The 21,408-nt window shown below is 73.4% G+C and carries 26 protein-coding genes and 9 pseudogenes; 22 read left to right on the forward strand and 13 right to left on the reverse strand.

The window, feature by feature from the left end; genetic code table 11:
- Positions 1–275: 275 nt before the first annotated feature.
- The 3 genes from G5V59_RS36940 to G5V59_RS17260 are packed head-to-tail and all read left to right on the forward strand — an operon-like array spanning position 276 to position 1,659.
- Entirely contained in the window at positions 276–926 is a 651-nt protein-coding gene (locus tag G5V59_RS36940) for an ABC transporter permease subunit (RefSeq protein WP_341351237.1), read from the forward strand.
- Between the two features lie 56 nt (positions 927–982).
- Complete coding sequence (locus G5V59_RS17255; protein ID WP_278257296.1) at positions 983–1,321, forward strand: hypothetical protein; 339 nt, start codon at positions 983–985, stop codon at positions 1,319–1,321.
- The gene (locus G5V59_RS17260) at positions 1,318–1,659 is read left to right on the forward strand and encodes a hypothetical protein (RefSeq protein WP_278257297.1); all 342 of its coding nucleotides are present in this window, start codon (positions 1,318–1,320) and stop codon (positions 1,657–1,659) included. Before G5V59_RS17255 ends, G5V59_RS17260 begins: the two co-directional genes overlap by 4 nt.
- On the opposite strand, the pseudogene G5V59_RS17265 reads toward G5V59_RS17260, so the two are convergent.
- The 9 genes and pseudogenes from G5V59_RS17265 to G5V59_RS17325 form a co-directional block, all read right to left on the reverse strand.
- Positions 1,629–1,997: pseudogene (locus tag G5V59_RS17265) on the reverse strand (TauD/TfdA family dioxygenase); the annotation flags it as partial. The gene G5V59_RS17260 and the pseudogene G5V59_RS17265 overlap by 31 nt on opposite strands.
- A gap of 130 nt (positions 1,998–2,127) precedes the next feature.
- A pseudogene (locus tag G5V59_RS17270) lies at positions 2,128–2,271 on the reverse strand (TauD/TfdA family dioxygenase); the annotation flags it as partial.
- 65 nt (positions 2,272–2,336) lie between these two features.
- Positions 2,337–2,576: a TauD/TfdA family dioxygenase gene (locus G5V59_RS17275; RefSeq protein ID WP_278257298.1), complete on the reverse strand. Its 240-nt coding sequence runs from the start codon at positions 2,574–2,576 to the stop codon at positions 2,337–2,339.
- Positions 2,577–2,651: 75 nt separating this feature from the next.
- Positions 2,652–2,783, reverse strand: coding sequence for a hypothetical protein (locus G5V59_RS17280; protein WP_341351238.1), 132 nt, complete (start codon positions 2,781–2,783; stop codon positions 2,652–2,654).
- A 106-nt stretch (positions 2,784–2,889) separates the two neighbouring features.
- Positions 2,890–2,976, reverse strand: a pseudogene (locus tag G5V59_RS36945) (SMR family transporter); the annotation flags it as partial.
- A 65-nt stretch (positions 2,977–3,041) separates the two neighbouring features.
- Positions 3,042–4,792: pseudogene (locus G5V59_RS36950) on the reverse strand (ABC transporter ATP-binding protein).
- 212 nt (positions 4,793–5,004) lie between these two features.
- A pseudogene (locus G5V59_RS17315) lies at positions 5,005–6,748 on the reverse strand (ABC transporter ATP-binding protein).
- On the reverse strand, positions 6,748–6,873 hold the full coding sequence (locus G5V59_RS17320; RefSeq protein WP_278260309.1) for a hypothetical protein: 126 nt from the start codon (positions 6,871–6,873) through the stop codon (positions 6,748–6,750). The pseudogene G5V59_RS17315 and the gene G5V59_RS17320 overlap by 1 nt, the downstream one beginning before the upstream one ends.
- Before the next feature lie 41 nt (positions 6,874–6,914).
- Positions 6,915–7,334, reverse strand: a complete 420-nt coding sequence (locus G5V59_RS17325) for a hypothetical protein (RefSeq protein ID WP_278257300.1) — start codon at positions 7,332–7,334, stop codon at positions 6,915–6,917.
- Between the two features lie 172 nt (positions 7,335–7,506).
- Here G5V59_RS17325 and G5V59_RS17330 point away from each other — a divergent pair, with 172 nt between their 5' ends.
- The 16 genes and pseudogenes from G5V59_RS17330 (at position 7,507) to G5V59_RS17405 (ending at position 16,785) form a co-directional block, all read left to right on the forward strand.
- Positions 7,507–7,803, forward strand: coding sequence for a hypothetical protein (locus G5V59_RS17330; RefSeq protein WP_278257301.1), 297 nt, complete (start codon positions 7,507–7,509; stop codon positions 7,801–7,803).
- Positions 7,803–8,432 (forward strand): patatin-like phospholipase family protein, encoded by a 630-nt coding sequence (locus G5V59_RS17335; protein ID WP_278257302.1) that lies wholly within the window; start codon positions 7,803–7,805, stop codon positions 8,430–8,432. Before G5V59_RS17330 ends, G5V59_RS17335 begins: the two co-directional genes overlap by 1 nt.
- Before the next feature lie 47 nt (positions 8,433–8,479).
- Positions 8,480–8,836 carry a hypothetical protein gene (locus G5V59_RS17340; protein ID WP_278257303.1) on the forward strand — a complete coding sequence of 119 codons (357 nt, stop codon included), beginning with the start codon at positions 8,480–8,482 and terminating at the stop codon, positions 8,834–8,836.
- Positions 8,837–8,845: 9 nt separating this feature from the next.
- A pseudogene (locus tag G5V59_RS17345) lies at positions 8,846–9,034 on the forward strand (hypothetical protein); the annotation flags it as partial.
- Positions 9,035–9,786: 752 nt separating this feature from the next.
- The gene (locus G5V59_RS17350; RefSeq protein ID WP_278257304.1) at positions 9,787–10,311 is read left to right on the forward strand and encodes an MBL fold metallo-hydrolase; all 525 of its coding nucleotides are present in this window, start codon (positions 9,787–9,789) and stop codon (positions 10,309–10,311) included.
- Between the two features lie 173 nt (positions 10,312–10,484).
- Positions 10,485–11,222: a hypothetical protein gene (locus tag G5V59_RS17355; protein ID WP_278257305.1), complete on the forward strand. Its 738-nt coding sequence runs from the start codon at positions 10,485–10,487 to the stop codon at positions 11,220–11,222.
- Complete coding sequence (locus G5V59_RS17360; RefSeq protein ID WP_278257306.1) at positions 11,113–11,754, forward strand: hypothetical protein; 642 nt, start codon at positions 11,113–11,115, stop codon at positions 11,752–11,754. The genes G5V59_RS17355 and G5V59_RS17360 overlap by 110 nt, the downstream gene beginning before the upstream one ends.
- On the forward strand, positions 11,751–12,209 hold the full coding sequence (locus G5V59_RS17365; protein WP_278257307.1) for an SDR family oxidoreductase: 459 nt from the start codon (positions 11,751–11,753) through the stop codon (positions 12,207–12,209). Before G5V59_RS17360 ends, G5V59_RS17365 begins: the two co-directional genes overlap by 4 nt.
- Positions 12,210–12,268: 59 nt before the next feature.
- Complete coding sequence (locus G5V59_RS17370) at positions 12,269–13,648, forward strand: glycosyltransferase (protein WP_278257308.1); 1,380 nt, start codon at positions 12,269–12,271, stop codon at positions 13,646–13,648.
- Entirely contained in the window at positions 13,591–14,208 is a 618-nt protein-coding gene (locus G5V59_RS17375; protein ID WP_278257309.1) for a hypothetical protein, read from the forward strand. The genes G5V59_RS17370 and G5V59_RS17375 overlap by 58 nt, the downstream gene beginning before the upstream one ends.
- Positions 14,205–14,534: a hypothetical protein gene (locus tag G5V59_RS17380; protein WP_278257310.1), complete on the forward strand. Its 330-nt coding sequence runs from the start codon at positions 14,205–14,207 to the stop codon at positions 14,532–14,534. Before G5V59_RS17375 ends, G5V59_RS17380 begins: the two co-directional genes overlap by 4 nt.
- The gene (locus G5V59_RS17385; RefSeq protein WP_278257311.1) at positions 14,531–15,307 is read left to right on the forward strand and encodes a hypothetical protein; all 777 of its coding nucleotides are present in this window, start codon (positions 14,531–14,533) and stop codon (positions 15,305–15,307) included. Before G5V59_RS17380 ends, G5V59_RS17385 begins: the two co-directional genes overlap by 4 nt.
- Positions 15,304–15,444, forward strand: a complete 141-nt coding sequence (locus G5V59_RS17390; protein ID WP_278257312.1) for a hypothetical protein — start codon at positions 15,304–15,306, stop codon at positions 15,442–15,444. The genes G5V59_RS17385 and G5V59_RS17390 overlap by 4 nt, the downstream gene beginning before the upstream one ends.
- A gap of 63 nt (positions 15,445–15,507) precedes the next feature.
- A complete protein-coding gene (locus tag G5V59_RS17395; RefSeq protein ID WP_278257313.1) occupies positions 15,508–15,687 on the forward strand; it encodes a hypothetical protein in 180 nt (59 codons plus the stop codon).
- 22 nt (positions 15,688–15,709) lie between these two features.
- Positions 15,710–16,324: a hypothetical protein gene (locus tag G5V59_RS17400; RefSeq protein ID WP_278257314.1), complete on the forward strand. Its 615-nt coding sequence runs from the start codon at positions 15,710–15,712 to the stop codon at positions 16,322–16,324.
- Positions 16,321–16,785, forward strand: a complete 465-nt coding sequence (locus G5V59_RS17405) for a hypothetical protein (protein WP_278257315.1) — start codon at positions 16,321–16,323, stop codon at positions 16,783–16,785. The genes G5V59_RS17400 and G5V59_RS17405 overlap by 4 nt, the downstream gene beginning before the upstream one ends.
- Here G5V59_RS17405 and G5V59_RS17410 read toward each other — a convergent pair.
- Both G5V59_RS17410 and G5V59_RS17415 read right to left on the reverse strand, forming a co-directional pair.
- Complete coding sequence (locus G5V59_RS17410; RefSeq protein WP_278257316.1) at positions 16,737–17,048, reverse strand: pyridoxine 5'-phosphate oxidase C-terminal domain-containing protein; 312 nt, start codon at positions 17,046–17,048, stop codon at positions 16,737–16,739. The genes G5V59_RS17405 and G5V59_RS17410 overlap by 49 nt on opposite strands.
- Positions 17,049–17,181: 133 nt before the next feature.
- A pseudogene (locus G5V59_RS17415) lies at positions 17,182–17,250 on the reverse strand (hypothetical protein); the annotation flags it as partial.
- A gap of 270 nt (positions 17,251–17,520) precedes the next feature.
- On the opposite strand from G5V59_RS17415, the pseudogene G5V59_RS17420 reads away from it, so the two are divergent.
- Together G5V59_RS17420 and G5V59_RS17425 are read left to right on the forward strand one after the other, a co-directional pair.
- Positions 17,521–18,624: pseudogene (locus G5V59_RS17420) on the forward strand (citrate synthase 2).
- Positions 18,625–18,856: 232 nt separating this feature from the next.
- Complete coding sequence (locus G5V59_RS17425; protein WP_278257317.1) at positions 18,857–19,693, forward strand: DUF559 domain-containing protein; 837 nt, start codon at positions 18,857–18,859, stop codon at positions 19,691–19,693.
- A 62-nt stretch (positions 19,694–19,755) separates the two neighbouring features.
- On the opposite strand, the gene G5V59_RS17430 is transcribed toward G5V59_RS17425, so the two are convergent.
- Both G5V59_RS17430 and G5V59_RS17435 read right to left on the reverse strand, forming a co-directional pair.
- A complete protein-coding gene (locus G5V59_RS17430) occupies positions 19,756–20,211 on the reverse strand; it encodes an FCD domain-containing protein (RefSeq protein WP_278257318.1) in 456 nt (151 codons plus the stop codon).
- A complete protein-coding gene (locus G5V59_RS17435) occupies positions 20,153–20,308 on the reverse strand; it encodes a hypothetical protein (RefSeq protein WP_278257319.1) in 156 nt (51 codons plus the stop codon). Before G5V59_RS17435 ends, G5V59_RS17430 begins: the two co-directional genes overlap by 59 nt.
- A 92-nt stretch (positions 20,309–20,400) precedes the next feature.
- On the opposite strand from G5V59_RS17435, the pseudogene G5V59_RS17440 reads away from it, so the two are divergent.
- Positions 20,401–21,102, forward strand: a pseudogene (locus G5V59_RS17440) (MFS transporter); the annotation flags it as partial.
- Positions 21,103–21,408 lie beyond the last annotated feature (306 nt).

A 21,408-nucleotide genomic window follows, 5' to 3' on the forward strand; every position in this document is an offset into this window, starting at 1 on the left:
CGCTGCGGGAGACCCACGACGGGCGGTTCGTCCGGCTCGCCTTCCGCGACCGGTCGGTGCGCCAGTCCGAGGCCTTCGCCACCTTCCTGCGCCACGAGGTGTCCTTCGAGCTCGTCTACGGCGGGATCGAGGAGGTCCAGGGCAGCAGGCTTCGGCAACCTGACCCTGGCGCTCACCGGGACCGACGCGGCGATCGATGCCGCACTGGCGGACCTCGAGGGCGTCGTGCCGTGGACGGAGGTGGCGTGATGAGCGTGCTCGCGAGCGACACCCGGCTGTGGGACCTGCAGCCGGAGTTCTGGGCCGCCGCCGGCGAGACGGTCGTCATGGCCTCCATCGCCCTCGTGGTGGGCGGCCTGCTCGGTCTCGGGCTCGGTCTCGGGCTCTACCTCACCCGCAAGGGCGGGCTCTACGCCAACCGCCCGGTGTTCTGGGTGCTCAACGTGGTGGTCAACTGCTTCCGGCCGATCCCGTTCGTCATCTTCATCGCCGCCCTGCAGCCGCTCGCGCGCGACGTCGTCGGCACCGGCATCGGGATCAAGGCCGCGACGTTCGGCATCACCGTGGCCGCGATCTTCGGCATCAGCCGGATCGCCGAGCAGAACCTCGTCACCGTCAGCCCCGGTGTCATCGAGGCGGCCCGCGCGATGGGCGCCAGCCGGGCGCGGATCACGCTGACCGTGCTCGTGCCGGAGGCGCTCGGACCGCTCGTGCTCGGCTTCACCTTCGCCTTCGTGGCGATCGTGGACATGACGGCCATCGCGGGCGTCGTGGCCGGCGGCGGGCTGGGCTCCTTCGCGCAGCGCTTCGGGTTCCGCCAGTTCGACTACGTGCTGATGTGGGCTGCGATCGTGGTGCTCGTCGCCATGGTGATGGTGATCCAGGTGGCCGGCAACCTGCTGGCCCGCAGGATCCTGCGCCGCTGAGAACCGATCGGGCCTCCCGGGCGTCGGAACAGGAAACGACAATCCCGGGAGGCCCGATGTTCCGCACCGCCGCACCGCTCGTACTCACCCTGGGGCTCGCCCTCACCGCCTGCGGCTCGTCGGACGAGCCCGTCGCGGAGCCGTCACCGACGAGCACCACCGGTACGGCGAGCCCGACGAGCACCCCGAGCCGGACCTTCACGGCGCCGCCGTCGAAGCCTCCCGCCCAAGGCAGGGAAGAACCTCGACCTGACGATCGCTCCCGGCATGCTCGGCGAGGTGCGGGTCGGGATGACCCGCGCGGAGTGGGCGCGCACCGGGCAGGCTCGAGGACGGCGCCTCGGTCTGCGCGGAGAAGGCCCGCTGGAAGGGCAACCCCAAGGGCATCGTCGTGATCACCGACGACCAGGCGACCGTCCAGCAGATCCTCGTCAGTGCGCGCGGGCCGCGCACCGACCACGGCGGCATCCACGTCGGCTCGACCTACGGCGAGCTTGCGCGCGGCGTACCCGCACCTCTCGCCGCTCGTCGACGACGGCTACGACGGCGCGTCGACGTACCCGCCCGGCGTGGAGGACGGCAAGCCGTACCTGGGCTTCCTGCTCGGCGTGCCGGCCGCGCAGGTCAGCGACAGCACGCCGGTCACCTCGATCGCGGTGACCGGTGGCGACAAGGCCTACTTCCAGTACGACTGCTGAGCGTTCAGGAGATCGACTCGTCGATGCGGGTGTAGGCCGACGCGTCGCCCTGGACGACGACCGATCGCCGTCCGTCCAGACCCACCGGGACGGCGCCCTGGACGGTGATCCGGCGCATCTCGCGCGGCTGGGTGTCGAAGTCGGCGACGGCGTAGTGCTGGGTGGCCCGGTTGTCCCACATCGCGACGTCGCCGGGCGCCCAGCGCCAGCGCACGGTGTTCTCCAGGCTTGGTGATGCGGTTCTGCAGGAGCCTGGAAGAGCGCGATCGACTCGGTCGGTTCTCAGGCCCACGAAGTCCTTGACGAAGTTGCCGAGCAGCATCGCGCGCTCCCCCGTCTCCGGGTGCACGTGCACCACCGGGTGGCGGGTCTCGAAGACCTGCGACGCGAAGTCCGCGCGGGTGTAGTTCGCGTCCGGCTCGTCGTGCTCCTCGTCGCGCTGGGCGTAGTCGTAGGAGTTGGTGTGGTGGGCCCACGAACTCGTCGACGAGGGCGCGCAGCGGCGCCGGCAGGGCGTCGTACGCCGCCGCGGTGTTCGCCCACACGGTGTTGCCGCCGAAGTCCGGCAGGGTCACCGCGCGCAGCACGCTGATCGCGGGCACCCGATCCACGAAGGACACGTCGGTGTGCCAGCTGTTGGCGGCCATCCCCCGGTTGGCGGTGACCCGCAGGACTCGCGCGCTGCCGGTGTTGACCGTCGGGTGCGCGGTGGTCAGGCTCGCCGAGCAGGCTCGGCGAAGGCGGCGTGGGTCTCGTCGTCGAGGTGGTGCTGGCCGCGGAAGAAGACGACCTTGTGCCGCAGCAGTGCGGCGCGCACCTGCGCGACGACCTCGGGCGACAGGTCGCCGCTCAGCCGGACGCCGGAGATCTCGGCGCCGAGACGGCCGCCGACCTGGTGGACCTCGACGGGCTGGTGGGCGGTGGCGTGGGTGGGGTGGACGGCCAGGGTCACGACGACCTCCTCGGGACGGCGGCGACCGGGAAACGGTCTTACTGAAGTAAGACTATAGAGATTAATCCCAAATGCTCAGGCATGCTGCCCGCCGAGCTCGAGCAGCACCACGCCGACCACCACGAACCCCAGCCCGGCGACCTGCACCAGGCTCAGCGACTCCCGGAAGATCACCAGGCCCAGCAGCGCGATCGTGGCCACCCCCACGCCCGACCAGACGGCGTACGCCGTGCCGAGCCTGCATGCCGCGCACCAGCGACTGCGAGAGGGCGTAGAACGCCACGACGTACCCCACCAGGACCACGAGCGAGGGCACCAGGCGGGAGAATCCCTCCGACGCCCGCAGCGACAGGGTCGCCACGACCTCGCTCCCGATGGCCAGCACCAGCCACCACCACACCGTTCCAGCCCTCTCGTCGTACGGCGCACCCTGTCACCGCAATTGGAGCATGGGGCCGGTGACGCTCAGACGGCCGCCGCCGCGAACTGGGCCGCGTGCAGCCGGGCGAACGCGCCGTCGCGCTCGAGCAGGCTCCGCGTGCGAGCCCTGCTCGACAATCCGGCCGTGCTCCATGACGAGGATCAGGTCCGCGTCGCGGATCGTGGAGAGCCGGTGCGCGATCACGAAGGACGTCCGGTCGCTGCGCAGCGCGGCCATCGCCTGCTGCAGCAGCAGGCTCCGTGCGGGTGTCCACCGACGAGGTGGCCTCGTCGAGGATCAGCAGCGCGGGCTGGGCGAGGAAGGCGCGGGCGATGGTGATCAGCTGGCGCTCGCCGGCGGAGAGGTTCGAGCCCTCGTCGTCGACCTTGGTGTCGTAGCCCTCGGGCAGGGAGTGCACGAACCGGTCGACGTACGTCGCCCGCGCGGCCTCGCGGATCTCCTCCTCCGTCGCGTCGGGCCGCCCGTAGGCGATGTTGTCGCGGATGGTGCCCTCGAACAGCCAGGTGTCCTGCAGCACCATCCCGATCCGGCTGCGCAGACTCGGCCCGGCTCATCTCCGTCACGTCGCGGCCGTCGACGGTTATCCGGCCGCCGTCGAGTCTCGTAGAACCGCATGATCAGGTTGACCAGGGTGGTCTTGCCGGCGCCGGTCGGGCCGACGATCGCGACCATCTGGCCCGGGTGCGCGACGAGCGAGAGGTCCTCGATGAGCGGCTCCTCGCCGTACGAGAACGACACCTTCTCGAAGCGCACCTCGCCGCGGGTCGTGGCCCGCGCCGGCTCGGGAGCCAGCGACGACGGTGCCACCTCCTCCTCGGCGTCGAGCAGACTCGAAGACCCGCTCGGCCGAGGCGACGCCGGACTGCAGCAGGTTCGCCATCGACGCGATCTGGGTGATCGGCTGGGTGAACATCCGGGTGTACTGGATGAAGGCCTGCACCTCGCCCAGGCTCAGCGATCCGGAGGAGACGCGCAGCGCGCCGACGACCGCGATCACGACGTAGTTCAGGTTGCCGATCAGCATCATCATCGGCATCACCAGGCCACTGATGAACTGCGCGCGGTACGACGACTCGTACAGGCTCCTCGTTGGCCTTGGCGAAGTCCTCCTCCACCGCGCCGCGCCGGCCGAAGACCGTCACCAGGGCGTGCCCGGAGATGGACTCCTCCACCTGCGCGTTGAGCCGGCCGGTCTGGCGCCACTGGTTGATGAACTGGCTCTGCGAGCGCTTCATGATCCGGCTCGTGGCGAACATCGCCAAGGGCACGGACACCAGAGCGATCAGGGCCAGCAGCGGCGAGACCCAGAACATCGCCCCCAGCACGCCCACGACCATCAACAGGGAGGTGAGCAAGCTGGCTCATCGTCTGCTGGAGGTTCTGCGCGACGTTGTCGATGTCGTTGGTGACCCGGCTCAGCAGGCTCGCCGCGCGGCTGGCGGTCGAAGTACGACAGCGGCAGCCGGTGCACCTTCTCCTCGACGTCGGTGCGCATCCGGCGCACGGTCGCCTGGACGATGTCGTTGACGAGGAAGCCCTGCAGCCAGCCGAGCACCTGGCCGCCGACGTAGATCAGCAGCGTGATCAGCAGCAGGTGGCCGACCTTGTCGAAGTCGACGCCCACACCGGGCACGAAGTCCAGGCCGCGCAGGAAGTCGGCGAGGCCGCCGTCCCCCTTGGCCTCCGCACCGGCGACCACCTGCTCCTTGGACAGCGAGGCGTCGAACCGGCCGCCGATCAGGCCGCCGAACACCGCGTCCGTCGCCTTGCCCATGAGGTACGGGCCGACCACCACCGAGGCGACCGAGCCGATGCCGAGCAGCAGCACCGCGACGGCGCGACCGCGCGCGGGCCGCAGCAGGCCGAGCAGCCGGCGGGCGGAGGTGCCGAAGTCGTCGGCCTTCTGCCCGACCATGCCGCCCATCGGGCCGCGTCCCGGGCCGCCCTGCTGGACGATCCGCTCGGTCTGCTTCATCGTGCCCTTGCTCATGCCGGGACCTCCTCTCCCTTGATGCCCTGTGAGGCGGCGATCTCCCGGTACGTCGGGTTGTCCCGCAGCAGACTCGTCGTGCGTGCCCTGGCCGACGACCCGGCCGTCCTCGAGCACGAGGATCACGTCCGCGTCGCGGATCGTGGCGATCCGCTGGCCGACCACGATCACCGTCGCGTCGCGGGTCACCGGCCGCAGCGCCGCCCGCAGGCGGGCGTCGGTGGCGACGTCGAGCGCGGAGAAGGCGTCGTCGAACAGGTAGATCTCGGGGCGCCGGACGAGCGCGCGGGCGATGGCCAGGCGCTGTCGCTGGCCGCCCGAGACCGTCGTACCGCCCTGGGCGACGGGGGTGTCCAGGCCCTCCGGCATCTCGCGCACGAAGTCCGCACCCTGGGCGACCTCCAGCGCCTCCCACAGGCTCCTCGTCGGTCGCCTCCGGGCGGCCGTAGCGCAGGTTCGTCGCGATGGTCCCCGAGAACAGGAAGGCCCGCTGCGGCACCAGCCCGATCTTCGACCAGAGCAGGTCGGGGTCGAGTCTCGCGGACGTCCACCCCGTCGACGTACACCGTGCCGGCGGTGGCGTCGAGCAGCCGCGGGACCAGGTTGACGAGGGTGGTCTTTCCGGCGCCGGTGGAGCCGATGAGCGCGACCGTCTGGCCCGGGCGAGCGGAGAGGCTGACGCCCGAGAGCACCGGCTCCTCGGCGCCGGGGTAGGTCAGGCCGACGTCCTCGAGGTCGAGGTGGCCCGCGACGGAGACCTCGGTGACCGGGCTCGCCGACGGCACGACGCTGGTGTCGGTCGCGAGCACCTCGCTGATCCGGTCCGCGCTGACCGCGGCGCGCGGGATCATCATCAGCATGAAGGTGCCCATCATCACCGACATCAGGATCTGCATCAGGTAGGACAGGAAGGCCGTCAGTGCGCCGACGTCCATCTGGCCGGCGTCGACGCGGTGCCCGCCGAACCAGATCACCCCGACGCTGGCGACGTTCGAGACCGCCATGACGAGCGGGAACATCAGCGCCATCCAGCGTCCGGCGCGCAGCGAGACCTCGGTCAGGTCGCCGTTGGCGCGGTCGAAGCGCTCGGTCTCGTAGGGCTCGCGCACGAACGCACGGACGACCCGGATGCCGGTGATCTGCTCGCGCAGGATGCGGTTGACGTCGTCGAGGCGCTCCTGCACCTGGCGGAACGCCGGCACCATCTGCGAGACCACGAGGCCGATGCACACGAAGAGCACCGGGACGACGGCGACGACCAGCCAGGACAGGCCGAAGTCCTCGCGCATCGCCATCACCACGCCGCCGACCATCATGATCGGGATCGTGACGGCCATCAGGCAGGTCATCATCGCCAGCATCTGCACCTGCTGGACGTCGTTGGTCGCCCGGGTGATCAGCGACGGGGCGCCGAAGCCGGACACCTCCCGGGCCGAGAAGTCTGCCGATCCGGTGGAAGACCCGGCCCCGGACGTCGCGGCCGAACGCCATCGCCGTACGGCCGCCGAAGTAGGCCGAGGTCATCGAGCAGGCGGCCTGCAGCAGCGAGACGCCGAGCATGATCACGCCGATCCGCAGCACGTAGTCGTTGTCGCCGCGGGCGATGCCCTTGTCGATGATGTCGGCGTTGAGGTGCGGCAGGTAGAGCATCGCCGCGGTCGAGGTGAACTGGAGCACCACGATCACGCCGAGCCAGCGACGGTACGGCGCGAGGTGGGTCCGCAGGAGCCTGAACAGCATCAGCCGTCGGTCCTCTCCACACCGTGCAGCACGGTGTCGACGATCTGGGCAGGGGTCAGCAGGTCGTTGTCGGCGATCTCCCGGTGGGAGCCGGCGAAGGTCAGCAGGCGCCACACGTGCAGCACCCGCTCGGGGGTCGTGGTGAGGCGCTCGGCGTCCGGCTCGATCAGGGCGAGCAGGCGGCGTCGTACCTCCTCCAGGCCGGTGACGATCTCCGGCCGGTCGTGCAGGTGCTGCGGCGGGCCGACCGCCCCGAGCGCCCGCATCCAGCTCGAAGATGGCGAGGAAGCGCTGCTGCAGGATCGAGGTCATCGCGAGCAGCCGGTCCCGCAGCGGCAGCGCCGGGTCGATCTCGTCGAGCCGGTGCAGCACGTCCCCGGGCGCGAAGGCGCGCGCGATGGTCTCGTCGATGAGCGCGTCCTTGGACTCGAAGACCCGGAAGATCGTGCCCTCCGCGACCCCCGCCGCCTCGGCGATCAGCCTTCGTCGTCACCGCCCGCCCGTGCTCGTAGAGCAGCGGACGGGTGGCCCGGATCAGGGCCTCACGACGATCCTCGGGCGAGAGCGGGGCAGCGCGGGGTGGCACGCCGGACAGTATGAATGAGTGAGCACTCACTCACAAGCCATTTCCCGCGACTTGGGGTTTCCCGCCCGCGAGTTGGGAGTTTCCGCCCGGCAGGGCCGGTCGCAAAGCCCCAAGTCATGGGTGGCAAGCCCCAAGTCGCGGGTGGAAAACCCCAAGTCGACACAATGGGGACATGGCTCGCGTCGCACTCGTCCTCGGCTCCGGTGGCGCCCGCGGCTACGCCCACCTCGGCGCGGTCGAGGAGGTGCGGGCGCGGGGGGCACGAGGTCGTCGCGGTGTCCGGTACGTCGATGGGGGCCGTCGTCGGGGGCCTGGTCGCCGCCGGGAAGGACGAGGAGTTCAGCGACTGGGCGGCGACGCTCACCCAACGCCGCGTGGTCCGGCTGGCCGACCCGACCTGGGGCGGCGGCGGAGCGGCGAGCGCGGAGCGGCTGATGGCGAGCCTCGACGAGCCTGGTCGGCGAGGTGATGATCGAGGACCTGCCGATTCCCTTCACGGCCGTCGCGACCGACCTCGCGGCCCGGCGCGAGGTGTGGTTCCAGCGCGGCCCGCTCATTCCCGCGATCCGCGCGTCGATCGCGATCCCCGGGCTCTTCACGCCCGCCGTCGTGGACGGCCGGGTGCTCGTCGACGGTGGCCTGCTCAACCCGCTGCCGCTGGAGCCGACCGCCGCCGCGGCGGCCGACTTCACCCTCGCGGTGTCCCTGCAGGGCCCGCGCGAGCCGCACGAGCCGTCCTCGCCCGCGCGGGGCTTCTCGGTCCGCCGGGCCGAGTGGGCGGCCGACCTGCGCCGGCGGTTCCGGCGCGGGGACGACCTGGCCGACGTCGTACCGATCGGGGCGCCGGAGGCCCCGGCGGAGGCAGCGCAGGAGGCGGAGGTGCGCCCCGACGTGCGCACCTCGGAGGTCGTGGCGCAGTCCTTCGACGCGATGCAGAGCCTGATCACCCGCTACCGGCTGGCCGCGCTGCCGCCGGACGTGCTGGTGACCGTGCCGCTGAGCGCCGCGCGCACGCTGGACTTCCACCGGGCCGAGGAGCCTCATCGAGTCTCGGCCGCGAGCCTGACCGGGGCGGCACTGGACGACGCCGGGCGCTGATCGAGCCGCCCGACTATCCTCCAAGCACCACGACGAAGGGGGTTCCCGTGCCAGGCTCTCGGGCGGCGCGCGCTGCGCATCCTCGGCACCGGTGCGGTGGTGCCGGACGAGGCCGTGACCAGCGCGGAGATGGACGAACGGCTCGGCCTCGCGCCGGGCACCGTGGAAGACAAGACCGGCGTCCGGGTCCGGTACGTCGAGCGCGGCACCGCCGCCGACCTGGGCGCCCGCGCGGCCCGAAAGGCCCTGGCCGCCGCCGGCCTGGACCTCGACGACGTGGACGTGATCATCGGCGCCAGCGCCACCCCGGACCAGCCGCTGCCCTGCAACGCGGCGCTGATGCACGAGGCACTGGCCCCGGGCCGGCCCATCGCGGCGTGGGACGTCAACGCCAGCCTGCATGAGCCTTCCTGGTGGCGCTCGACCTCGCCGCGACCCTGGTCGACGCGGGCCGCCACGAGCGGATCCTCATCGTGTCCTCGGACCTGGCCTCGGTGGGGCTGGACTGGTCCGACCTCGGCGCGTCCGGGATCTTCGGTGACGGCGCTGCCGCCGCGGTGGTCGGCCCGGCCGGCGACACCGGCTCGGCGGTGCTGTCCGCGGGCTTCGAGACCTACAGCGAGGGGGCGCACGCCTGCGAGATCCGGGGCGGCGGCTCGCGCTTCGCACCCGACCGGGTCGAGGGCGACTACGCCGAGTGGGGCCGCTTCCGGATGGACGGTGGCGCGGTCTTCCGCCTCGCCTTCCGCCACCTGCCGGCCTTCGTGGAGGGGCTGATGACCGACGCCGGCGTCACGCTGGAGGAGCCTGCAGGCCGTCGTGCCGCACCAGGCGAGCCACCACGGCCTGGACTGGGTCCGCCAGCAGTTCGGGGTCGCCGACCGCCTCGTCGACATCTACGCCGACCACGGCAACCAGGTCGCCGCCTCGCTGCCCTCCGCGCTGCACGTGGCGATCGAGAGCGGCCGGCTGCAGCGCGGCGACACCGCACTGCTGCTGGGCACCGGCGCCGGGATCAGCCTGGGCGGGGTGGTCCTGTGCTACTGACCGACCAGCCCGAGGTCACCTTCCACTGGCTGCGCGTGGGCCACTGCAAGGGCCCGGAGGCGCTGGCGCGGCAGGGTGGCCGGCTGCGCCCGATCGAGTTCCCGTCGTACGTCGGCGCGCTGCACCACCCCACGCACGGCTGGACGCTCTTCGACACCGGCTACTCCCAGCACTTCTTCGACGCGACCCGCCGGCTGCCGGAGTCTGCTCTACCGCACGACCCTGCCCGTCACCCTGCCCGAGGCGGAGCACCTCCCGCGGCAGGCTCGCGGCGCTCGACATCGACCCGGGCGACGTACGACGCATCGTGGTCTCGCACTTCCACGGCGACCACGTCGGCGGCCTCCTCGACCACCCCCGGGCCCGCATCGTCGCGGGCGGCGCCGGCGCCGACCACGCGCTGTCCCTGCGTGGGCTCACCGCGACCCGGCACGCGATCCTGCCGGCCCTGCTGCCCGACGACCTGCGCGACCGGCTCGACCCGGTCGAGTCCTTCGCCCGCGCCGACGTGGCCGGCCTGACCGCGTGGGACCTGCTCGGCGACCGCAGCCTGCTCGCCGTGGACCTGCCCGGGCACATGCCCGGGCACCTCGGTCTGCTCTTCACCTCCGGCGGCCGGCAGGTGCTGCTGGTGGGCGACGCGGCCTGGACGACGCGCTCCTACCGCGACCTCAAGCCGCCGTCCCGGCTGGCCAGGAACGTGATGCACGACTGGCCGACGACGCTGTCCACCCTGGCCGTGCTGCACGCCCTCGACGCGGCGCACCCCGACCTGCTGATCCTCCCGGCGCACTGCCCGGAGGGGCACGCGGCCTGGTACGCCGGAGCCTGAGTTGGCCGGATCCCAGGCGGCGGTGGCCGCCGCGTTCGCCCGCGAGCGCTGGCTCCTCCCCCGGCGGTACGACGCCGCGCGCACCCGTGCCGTCGACCGCTTCCTGCGCGAGGACCTGCCCCGGGCGTCCTTCTACGCGGACTTCGCGGGCCGTCCCCTGGCGGAGCCTGCCGGTGGTCGACAAGCGCACCGTGCTGGCGGACTTCGCGGGGTTCAACCGCTACGGCATCACCCTCGACCGGGCGCTCTCGGTCGCCGAGGCCGCCGAGCGCTCGCGGGACTTCACCGGCACCCTGCCCGGCGGCGTGACCGTCGGGCTGTCCTCCGGCACCACCGGCACTCGCGGCGTCTTCCTCGTCTCGGAGCAGGAGAGCCGCCTGTGGGCGGGCATCCTGCTCGGCCAGATGATGGCGCCCGCGTCGCTGCGGGTGCTGGCCCGCCGGCCGCTGCGGGTCGCGCTCTTCCTGCGCGCCAACAGCAACCTCTACGAGACCCTCGACAGCCGCCGGGTGCACTTCTCCTGGCACGACCTGACCGTCCCGGTCGAGGACCACCTGGGCGACCTGCCGGGGACCGACGTTCTCGTCGCGCCGGCCAGCGTGCTGCGGCGGATCGCGGCTGCGAGGCCCGCAGGGCTGCGGCCGCTGCAGGTGATCTCAGTCGCCGAGACCCTCGACCCGCAGGACGAGACGGTGATCAGGACCGCGTTCGGGCGGCCGGTCGAGCAGATCTACCAGGCGACCGAGGGCCTGCTTGCCGTCAGCTTGCCCGGCCGGGCGGCTGCACCTCAACGAGGGCCACGTGCACATCGAGCCCGAGTGGCTGGACCATCGGCGCTTCCGCCCGCTCGTCACCGACTTCACCCGCACCACCCAGGCTCGTCGTCCGGCACCGGCTCGACGACGTGCTGATGGCCGCACCGGGCCCCTGCCCGTGCGGGCGGCCGGGGCGCAGCATCGCCGCCGTGCTGGGGCGGGCCGACGACGTGCTCCTGCTGGGCGACGTGCCGGTCTACCCGGACGTGCTGCGGCACACGGTCGCACTGGCGGGCGAGACTCGGCGACTACCGGATCGAGCAGCACGGCCGCGAGTGGCGGGTCGCCGTCACCGGCCTGCCCGCGGGGATCTCGCGAGTGGGCGTGGAGATCGAGCGGTTGGCTCAGCGGCTGCGGGCGGAGCCGCCCACCGTCGTGCCGATGGGGTGGCCGGTGGAGGCACCCGACCAGAAGCGGCGACGGATCAGGAGGGTGTCATGAGGCTGCTGGTGACCGGCGCGTCCGGCTTCGTCGGCGGGCGGACCGTCGCGATGGCGCAGGAGGCCGGGCACGAGGTGTTCGGCGTCGGCCGGCGCCGGCTGGACCGCGACGACTACGCGAGCGTGGACCTCGGCCGGACCTCACCGGCGGACCTGCCGGAGTCTGCCCTGGCAGCCCGACGCGGTGATCCACTGCGCTGCCCGCGCGACGCCGTACGCCCAGCGCGCGGACTACGACCGGGACAACGTGATCGCGACGCAGACCGTGCTCGAGTGGTGCGCGGCACTGGGGAGCCCACGGCTGGTGCACGTGTCGTCGTCCTCGGTGCTCTACCGCGACGGCGACCAGGCTCGGCCTCACCGAGGCGACCCCGCTGCCGCGCACCTTCGCCAACGACTACGCCCGGACCAAGGCCGGCTCCGAGCGGCTGGTCCGCACCTACCCCGGCTCCTGGGTGATCGGCCGCCCGCGCGCGGTCTTCGGGCCCGAGGACACCGTGCTCTTCCCGCGGATCATCGCCGCCGCCCGGGCGGGCCGGATCCCGCGGCTGACCGGGCGCACGGAGCCCGCCGTCGGCGACCTCATCTACGTCGACAACCTCGCCGACTACCTGATCCAGACTCGCCGCGCGACCCGACCTGACCGGGGTCTACCACCTGACGAACGCCGAGCCGGTCGAGATCCAGGCGCTGCTGCTCGAGGTGATCGCCCGGCTCGGCTTCGACCCGCCCTCGCGCGAGGTCAGCCTGACCACCGCGATGCGCGCGGCCGGCGTGCTGGAGCGGGCCTGGCGGGTGCTGCACCTGCCGGGCGAGCCGCCCATCACGCCGTACGGCGTGGGGGTGCTGAGTTCGGTCCAAGACGTTCGTGCCCGACAAGATGCTGCGCGACCTGGGTCCGCCGCGGATCTCCGTCGCCGAGGGCGTGGACGCCTTCGTGGCGTGGCAGCGGGAGCGACTGTGAGCCGGCCGCTGAGCGCCGCCGCGGCGGGCTACCTCGGACTGCAGGGCGCGAAGGCCGTCGTCACCCTGCGCAACGCGGGCCGTGCGCCGGCGGCGACCGAGCCCACCGACATCGCCCGGGTCGTCGTGGTGCAGCCGATCCTCTCCGGCGACCCGGGACTGGAGGACGCGCTGCGCGACAACCTGCTCTCGCTCGACGGCGCACGCTTCTGCTGGCTGGTCGACGAGGACGACGCCGAGGCGCAGCACATCGTGCAGCGGATCGGCCCGGTCGACCGGCTCGAGGTGCGGCTCTGCCCGCCCGCGCCCGAGGGCGTCAACCCGAAGCTCGCCAGCCTGCAGCCCGCGCTCGAGGACGCCGGCGACGACGAGGTCTTCCTGGTGCTCGACGACGACACCCGGCTGCCCCGGGCCAGCCTGGGCGCGCTGCTCGGCGGGCTGGAGCGGGCGACGCTGGCGACCGGCCTGCCGGCGTACCTGCCCGGGAGGGACGTGTGGGCGCAGCTGGTCGAGCAGTTCGTCGACAACAACGCGGCGATGACCTACCTGACGATGGCGCCGGTCACGATCAACGGCATGACCTGGGCGATGCGCGTGCGCGACCTGCGCGCGATCGGCGGCTTCACGCCCCTGCTGCGCCACCTCACCGACGACCTCGCCGTCGCGGGCGCCGTGCTCGGCAGCGGCGGCACGATCTGCCAGACGGCCTCGCCGCAGTGGCTCACCACCACGGTCGAGGGGCCCGGCCACTACGCCCGGCTGATGCACCGCTGGATGCTCTTCGCGAACCTGCTGCTGCGCCGCCAGCCGATGCGCACCGTCGCCGCCATCAGCCTCCTGCACGGCATCCACCCGAACCTGCTCGCAGTGGTCCTCGCCGGCTCCGTCCGGGAGCGCCGCCTGCTGCCGCTGGTCGCCGTGCTCGGCGGCCGGGCCCTGCTGCTGCGACACCTGCAGCGACGGATCTACGGCCGCCCGCTGCACCGGCCCGCCGTCTCGCTCGCCTCGGGTCTGGTGCAGCCGCTGCACCTGGGACACGGCGCGGTGCAGCGCACGATCCGGTGGCGGACCCGCACCTACCGGGTCCGCGCCGACGACGACTTCGAGGCGGTCCGATGAGGCTCCAGGTGCTCTACCTCACCGGGCAGAGCGACCCGCGCAGCCTGCGCGCTCTCCCCGGTCCAGACCGCCTTTCTCGACGCGCTGCCCGTGCCGGACGCCGCGAAGGTCCGGCTCAACTTCCCCTACGACGCCTCGTTGGCGCCGTACCGGAAGGTGCCGATCTGGCTCGGCAGCCTGCGCCACCTCGTGCTCTTCGTCCGGATCCGGCTGCTGATGACGGGCTGGGCCGCGCGCCACCGCGCGGGCGTGGAGGAGCAGCTGCGCCGGGCCGACCACACCCTGGTCCTGGCCGGCTCGATCGGGCTCGACCTGCTCGGACGCCTGGGCCTGGCCCCGGACGTCCTCGACCGGCTCACCGTCGTCGCGTACGGCGCCGTCGCGACCCGTCCGCCGCAGTGCCGGACCATCCGGGTGGCGAGCAGCAGCGACCACCTGGCGCGGTGGTGGCCGCGCGACCTGGAGGTCCGCTCCGGGCACCTCGACTACCTCGACTCCCCCGGGTCTCTCGGCGCTGTGCCACCGCCCGGCCATCGAGGCTCGCCGAGGAAGCCGCGTGAGGGTCGACCTCGTCGCACCGCCCATGGCCGGGCACCTGCACCCGGTGCTCGGCATCGCCGTCCGGCTGGCCGCGGAGCCGGACCTGGACGTGCGGGTGATCAGCACGGCGGCCGCACTGCCCGCCGCCGCCGTGTCGGGCGTCACCGCCCTGGCCCTGCTCGACGGGGCGGACGAGGTCATCGAGACGGTGGTCAACCCGCCGTACCGGATCGGCAGCCACCCGCGGAAGGCTCTTCCGCCAGTTCCACGCCGCCGTCGGGCTGCAGCGCGACTTCCAGGCCGAGTCTGCTCGACCTGTGGCGCTCCGGCCCGCCGGACCTGGTGATCGCGGACTTCACGATGGGCGCGGTCGGTCCGGCCGCCGACGCCGTCGGCTCACCCTGGTGGACGGTGCACCCCTCGCCGTGCGCCATCGAGGGACGGAGCGGCCCGCCGTCGTACCTCGGCGGGTGGCGGCCGGGACAGACCCCGCTCGGCCGCGCCCGCGACGCGGCCGGGCGGCGCTGGGTGCGCGCCTTCAAGCGGGTCGCGCCGCGGCTCGCGGGCGTGCGGCTGAGCGACGTCGGGCTGACCCGGATCTACCGGGACGACGGCTCGGAGGCGATCTACTCCGCGGAGCGGGTGCTCGCGCTGACGCCGGGCGCGGTGGAGTACGAGCGCGACCTCCCACCCGCCGTCCGGTACGTCGGCCCGGTGCTCTTCACGCCGCCCGTCGAGGCCGCGCCGCCGGACCTCGATCCCGCCCTCCGGCACGTGCTGGTCACCGCCGGCACGCACCTGCCCTGGCACAAGCAGGCGCTCCTCGACGCAGCCGGTCAGGCCGCTCGCTCGCTGCCGGACGACGTCCGGGTGCACGTCAGCCTGGGCTCCGCGGTCGCGGTGGCGCCCCCGCCGGGCGTGGTCGTGCACGACTACGTCGAGCTATGCCCGCGACCTGCCCCGCTTCGACGCCGTCGTCCACCACGGCGGGGCCGGTGTGCTCGGCCACACGCTGGCGGCGGGGCTGCCGGCGGTGGTGTGGCCGGTGGACTACGACCAGTTCGACCACGCGGTGCGCCTCGAGGACGCCGGCGTGGCGATCCGGCGGCGGCGCGGTGACGACGTCGGCGAGCCTGGTGGCGCGGGTGCTCGGCGAGGCGTCGTACCGGGCGGCGGCGGAGGGGATCGCGGCCCGGATCAGCGCGGTACCGGCCGTCGACGCGATCGCCGCCGAGGTCCGGGCCCGGCTCGGCTGACACCGCGGGTTGTCGGATTCGGCTACGAACTCGCCGCGATCGCGGGATCATGCGCCCATGGACATGGGGCCTCCGTCGGACGCGCGCGCCCACCTCGACGCGCTGATCGCTGCGGCCGCGCCCGACCCGGTCCCGGCCCGGCAGGCCATCGCGCTGCTGCAGCCTGCTGGGCGAGACGGACGCGGCGGTCCTCGGGCGACTCGCCTACCGGGCACTGACCGGCGCCGACCCCGGCGAGGGTGATCCCGCCCCGCCGGCCGCGGTGGTGCCCGGCTTCCCACCGTTCGCGGCCGAGGTGCTGATGCGCGCCATCAGCGGTCCCGACCACCGGCGGCCGACCGCGCAGGCACTGCTCATCGTCCTGGACACCGTGCCGGCGGCGTCCTGGCCGAGCCCGGCACCCGAACCGGCGCCCGAGCCGGAACCCGACCCCGTGCCGGAACCCGACCCCGTGCCGGCACCCGACCCCGTGCCGGAACCCGACCCCGTGCCGGAACCTGACCCCGAGCCGGAACCCGACCCCGAGCCGGAACCCGACCCCGAGCCGGAACCCCAGCCCGAGCCCGAGCCGGAACCCGAGCCCGAGCCCGTCGCGCACGATGAGTTCCGCAGCCTGCTGACCCCGTCGCGGCCGGTCCCCCCGCTTCGACCCGCTCACCGACCCGCTGACGGACCCGTGGGTACCCGACGACGCGGACGACCTCCCGCCCCTCGACCTGTCCCGGGTCACCGGCACCACCTCCGTCCCGATCGAGCCGGTGCGCACGCCCGACCCGGAGCCCGAGCCGGAGCCCCTCGTGGAGGAGCCCGAGCCGGAGCCCCTCGTGGAGGAGCCCGAGCCGGAGCCCACCACGGAACAGCCCGAGCCCGTCGCCGATGAGCCCGAGGAGGACGGCCGGGGCATGCACGACGAGTTCCGGAACTTCGTCTCGCCGACCTTCGCGATCCCCCACTTCGAGCCGCTCGAGGGCGAGCCTGCCGGTCGGCAGCGACCGGGTCCGGCGGCGTCGTACCCGTGGGCGGGACAAGGCCCGCGCCGAGAAGGCCGCCCGCCGGGCCGCGAAGGCCGCCCGTGCCGAGGACCCCCGGCCCGAGAAGGAGCCGAAACCGGCCAAGGAGCCCCAGCCGGACAAGAAGCCCAAGGCCGACAAGGTCGCCTACGACGCCTCGGCCGGCGACCGGCACCAGACCCTGCTGCTGGTCGCGGTGATCGTGGTGCTCATCGTGCTCGGGGTGGTCTACGCCGCCTCCCGGGAGTCCGACGACAGCACCGACCGCGGCAACGGCTCGCCTCAGGGCGCCAGCCGCGTGATCTCCCAGCCGGACGCCGTCCTGGCGTAGAGCAGGCGGTCGTGGAGGCGGCTGCGCCGGCCCTGCCAGAACTCGAAGGTCGCGGGCTGCACGCGGTAGCCGCCCCACTCGGGCGGGACCGGCACGTCCTGGCCGGCGAAGCGCTCCTCGACCTCCCGGTAGCGCACGTCGAGTCTCGTCGCGCCCGGCCACCACCTGCGACTGCGGCGACGCCCAGGCACCGAGCCTGCGAGGCGCGCGGGCGGGTCGCCCAGTAGGCAGCGACCGTGGCGGCCGGCAGCCTGCCGGGCCACGCCCTCGACCCGGATCTGGCGCTCCAGCGGGTGCCAGGGGAAGAGCAGCGCGCACGGCGCCTCCTCCGCCAGGCTCCCGGCCCTTGCGCGAGGCCTGGTTGGTGTAGAAGTCGAAGCCGTCGTCGGGGCGCTCCGGGGTCACCCCCTTGAGCAGCACCGTCCGGGCCGACGGCGCACCGGCGGAGGCGGTCGCGAGGACCATCGCGTTCGGCTCGTGCAGCGCCGCCGCGACCGCGTCGTCGAACCAGCGGCGCCACTGGACCCAGGGGTCGGGATCGGCGCCCAGGCTCGTCGAGCCCCACGGCGCCGTACTCGGCCCGGAGGGTGGCGAGGTCGGAGGTCGGGTCGAGGTCGGCCATGCGTCCCAACCTAGGGGACGCGGGGGCGCGCGGAAGGGCGTGCGGCAGAATGCGAGTGGCCTGCGGCCCGCCGGGTGTCCGGCGGACCGCCCGACGCAACGAAGGAGTCGCCGATGCCTGAGGTACACCACGGACTGGAAGGCGTCGTCGCCTTCGAGACCCAGATCGCGGAGCCGGACAAGGAAGGCTCGGCACTGCGGTACCGCGGGGTCGACATCGAGGACCTGGCCGGTCGCGTCCCGTTCGAGAACGTCTGGGGCCTGCTGATCGACGGCTCGTTCACCCCCGGCCTGCCGCCGGCGGAGGCCTTCAGCCTGCCGGTGCACACCGGCGACGTCCGGGTCGACGTCCAGGCCGCGATCGCGATGCTCGCGCCGGCGTTCGGCTTCGGCCAGTCCTACGACATCTCCGACGAGCAGGCCCGCGCCGACCTCGCCCGGGTGGCCGTCATGGTCCTGTCGTACGCCGGGCAGTCGGCCCGCGACCTCCACCTGCCCGTCGTCCCGCAGAGCTCGTGGACGAGGGCAAGACGCTCGCGGAGAAGTTCCTCATCCGCTGGCGCGGCGAGGCGGACCCGAAGCACGCGCACGCGATCGACGCGTACTGGTCCTCGGCCGCCGAGCACGGCATGAACGCCTCCACCTTCACCGCCCGCGTCATCACCTCGACCGGTGCCGACGTCGCGGCTGCCTTCTCCGGCGCGATCGGCGCGATGAGCGGCCCGCTGCACGGCGGTGCCCCCTCGCGCGTGCTCGGCATGATCGAGGAGGTCGAGAAGTCCGGCGACGCCCGTGCGTACGTCAAGGGCCTGCTCGACTCCGGTGAGCGGCTGATGGGCTTCGGCCACCGCGTCTACCGCGCCGAGGACCCGCGGGCGCGGGTGCTGCGCCGCACGGCCAGGAGCCTGGGCGCCGCCCGCTACGAGGTCGCCGAGGCGCTGGAGCAGGCCGCGCTGGCCGAGCCTGCGCGAGCGCCGCCCGGACCGCGTGCTGGAGACGAACGTGGAGTTCTGGGCGGCCATCGTCCTCGACTTCGCCGAGGTCCCGGCCAACATGTTCACCTCGATGTTCACCTGCGCCCGCACCGGCGGCTGGTCGGCGCACATCCTGGAGCAGAAGAGGACCGGGCGGCTGATCCGTCCGTCGGCCGTCTACACCGGGCCGTCGACCCGCCCCGCGAGCGACATCGAGGGCTGGAACCCCGACTGGGCGAAGTGAGCCTCGTACTCACGCGGACATAGGTGACGGGAGAGACGCCGACAGGCGCCTCTCCCGTCACTCTTCTCCCCCCGTCACATCGTGTCCGCGCGGCTACGAGGTCTGTGGAGGGAGATCCCGCGGACCGCCGCGAGAGGCAAGACTCGGGCCATGACGGTGCCGGAGGAGCCTCACCCGCCTGGGCGGTGTCTCCTCGCGCGCGGCCCTGCTCCGGCTGGCGAGCCGCGCGGAGGTGGAGGCCTCCCTGCGCTCCGGCGAGGTCGTGCGGCTGGCCCGCGGCCGCTACGCCCTGCCGAACGCCGACGACGCCCGCGCCGCCGCCCACGCCCTGCGCGGGGTGCTGTGCCTGACCAGCGCCGCGCTGCACTGGGGCTGGGCCGTGAAGCAACCGCCCGAGCGGCCCCAGGTCGCGGTCCCGCGCAGACGTGTGGTCGCACCGGAGCGAGCCCGGCACGTCGAGCCTGCGACGGCTCGACCTCGGTCCGGACGACGTCGCCGACGGCGTCACCACCCGCGACCGCACGCTCGTGGACTGCCTGCGCCACCTCTCGTACGACGCCGCGCTGGCCGTCGCGGACTCCGCGCTGCGCGAGGGGTTCTCCCCGGCCGGCTCCGGGCGCTGGTCCGGGACGCGCGCGGCCCGCACGCGCTGCACATGCGGCAGGTGGCCGTCCGGGCGAGCCCGGACGCGGCCAACCCCTTCGAGTCGGTGCTCCGCGCGATCGCGCTCACGGTGCGCGGTCTCACCGTCCGGCCGCAGGTGTCCCTGCGCGTGCCGGCGCCGGGCGGTGGCACGACCTTCCTCGGTCGTGCCGACCTCGTCGACGAGCGGCTGGGGATCGTGCTGGAGGCGGACTCCTTCGCCTGGCACGGCGACCGCGCCGCGTTGCGCTCGGACGCCCGGCGCTACAACGCCTTCGCCGCCCACGGCTGGCTGGTGCTGCGGTTCACCTGGGAGGACGTGATGTTCGAGCAGGAGCGGGTGCGGACGACGCTCACCGCCGCCCGGCGCACCAGGACGCGTGCCCTGCGCCGCGCCCCGCGTGAGCCAGCCGTGCGGGTGGCCTGAGTGGCCTCAGCGCGCCACGTGATCGAGCAGACTCGGCGGCGGCCAGCGCGGCGGCCGGTCCGTCACCGCTGCGGATCGCTTCCAGCACCGCGTCGTGCTCGTCGGCCAGCGTGTCGGCGCCGTGGACCGGGTCGTCGATGCTGGCCCGAAGGGTCTCCACCAGGCCGTCGTACAGACTCGGCGAGGAGGGGGTTGTGCGCGGTGGCGACGACCGCGACGTGGAAGTCGACGTCGGCGTCGATGAAGGCCGGGCCGTCGCCGGCGGTCACCGCATCGCGGCGCCGGGCGATGATCGTGTCGAGGCTCGCCAGGTCCGCATCCGTACGGCGGGTCGCGGCCAGGGTCGCGGCCTGCACCTCGATCGCGTGCCGCACCTCCAGCAGGTGCGCGAGGTCGACGCGCTCGGCCTGACGGCGCATCAGGGCGCGCATCTCGGTGACGGCGGCGACGTAGGTGCCGTCACCGCGTCGTACCTCCAGGACGCCGACGTGGGCGAGCGCCTTGACCGCCTCCCGCACCGTGTTGCGGCTGACGCCGAGCGAGGCGGCGAGCCTGGGGCTCGGGCGGGATGCGGGTGCCGACGGTCCACTCGCCGCCGGAGAGGAGCGCGCGCATGCCGTCGATCGCCTGGTCGACCAAGGAGGCCGGGGTTGCCGGTGCCAGGGGCATCTTTCATCCAATCATCCGATGTCTGCCATACTAGCGACATGGCCAGCGTCGCCCGCGTGCACCCCATCGGTGCCACTGCACCATCCTCGCAGTCGCACCGGCGCGCGGGCGTCGGCCTGGTCGTGGCGGTCCTCCTCGTCGCGATCAACCTCCGGATCGCCGTCACCAGCCTCGGGGCGCTGCTCGACCGCCTCGGGGACATCGGCGTCTCCCCCACGGTCCAGGGGCTGCTCACCTCGCTGCCGGTGCTGTGCTTCGCGATCGTCGGCGCGACCGCCATGGCCGTGACCCGCCGGATCGGCGTCGACCGCGGCCTCGCGCTGGCCCTCGTCGTCCTCGCCACCGGGTTGGTGCTGCGTGTCCTCGACGGCACGCCCGCCCTCGTCGCCGGCACCTTCGTCGCCTGCTCCGGAATCGCGCTGGCGAACGTGCTCATCCCTGCCATCGTCAAGGAGCACTTCCCCGGCAGGGTCGGCGCGATGACCGGCGCCTACACGGCCGTGCTCTCCCTCGGCTCCGCGGCCGGTGCCGCCCTCGCCGTCCCGCTCACCAACGCCACGGGCTCCTGGCGCCTCGGCCTCGGCCTGTGGGCGATCGTCGCGGTCGCCGCGCTGCTCGCCTGGCTGCCGTTCGCGCGCGGCCGCGCCGAGCGCCGTACGACGGTCCGGGGCGCGGCGCTGTGGCGCAGCCCCACCGCGTGGGCGGTCACGGTGCTCTTCGGCACCCAGTCGCTGTTCGCCTACGTGATGATGAGCCTGGCTTCCGAGCCTGTACGCCGACGCCGGGTTCAGCGACGAGACCGCCGGCCTGCTGCTCGCCGTCAGCATCGTCATCGGCGTCCCGTTCTTCTTCCTCGCCCCGAGCATCGCCGGCCGGATGCGCCACCAGGGCCACCTGATCGCGGTCCTGACCACACTCACCGCCGCCGGCTGGGCGGGCCTCGCGCTCGCGCCCGAGGAGGGCGCGTGGCTGTGGGCGGCACTCCTCGGCTCCGGCGGCGCGGTCTTCCCGGTGGTGCTGCTCTGCTTCGCGCTGCGCACGACGAC

Source organism: Nocardioides convexus (assembly GCF_011090295.1).

What these genes read in the sequence shown, in the direction of transcription:
- G5V59_RS17255 (WP_278257296.1), top strand. Translation starts at nt 983, where the DNA reads ATGTTCCGCACCGCCGCACCGCTCGTACTCACCCTGGGGCTCGCCCTC.
- G5V59_RS17330 (WP_278257301.1), top strand. Translation starts at nt 7,507, where the DNA reads ATGGCTCGCGTCGCACTCGTCCTCGGCTCCGGTGGCGCCCGCGGCTAC.
- G5V59_RS17335 (WP_278257302.1), top strand. Translation starts at nt 7,803, where the DNA reads ATGATCGAGGACCTGCCGATTCCCTTCACGGCCGTCGCGACCGACCTC.
- G5V59_RS17395 (WP_278257313.1), top strand. Translation starts at nt 15,508, where the DNA reads ATGGGGCCTCCGTCGGACGCGCGCGCCCACCTCGACGCGCTGATCGCT.
- G5V59_RS17405 (WP_278257315.1), top strand. Translation starts at nt 16,321, where the DNA reads ATGAGCCCGAGGAGGACGGCCGGGGCATGCACGACGAGTTCCGGAACT.
- G5V59_RS17435 (WP_278257319.1), bottom strand. Translation starts at nt 20,308, where the DNA reads ATGCGCGCGCTCCTCTCCGGCGGCGAGTGGACCGTCGGCACCCGCATC.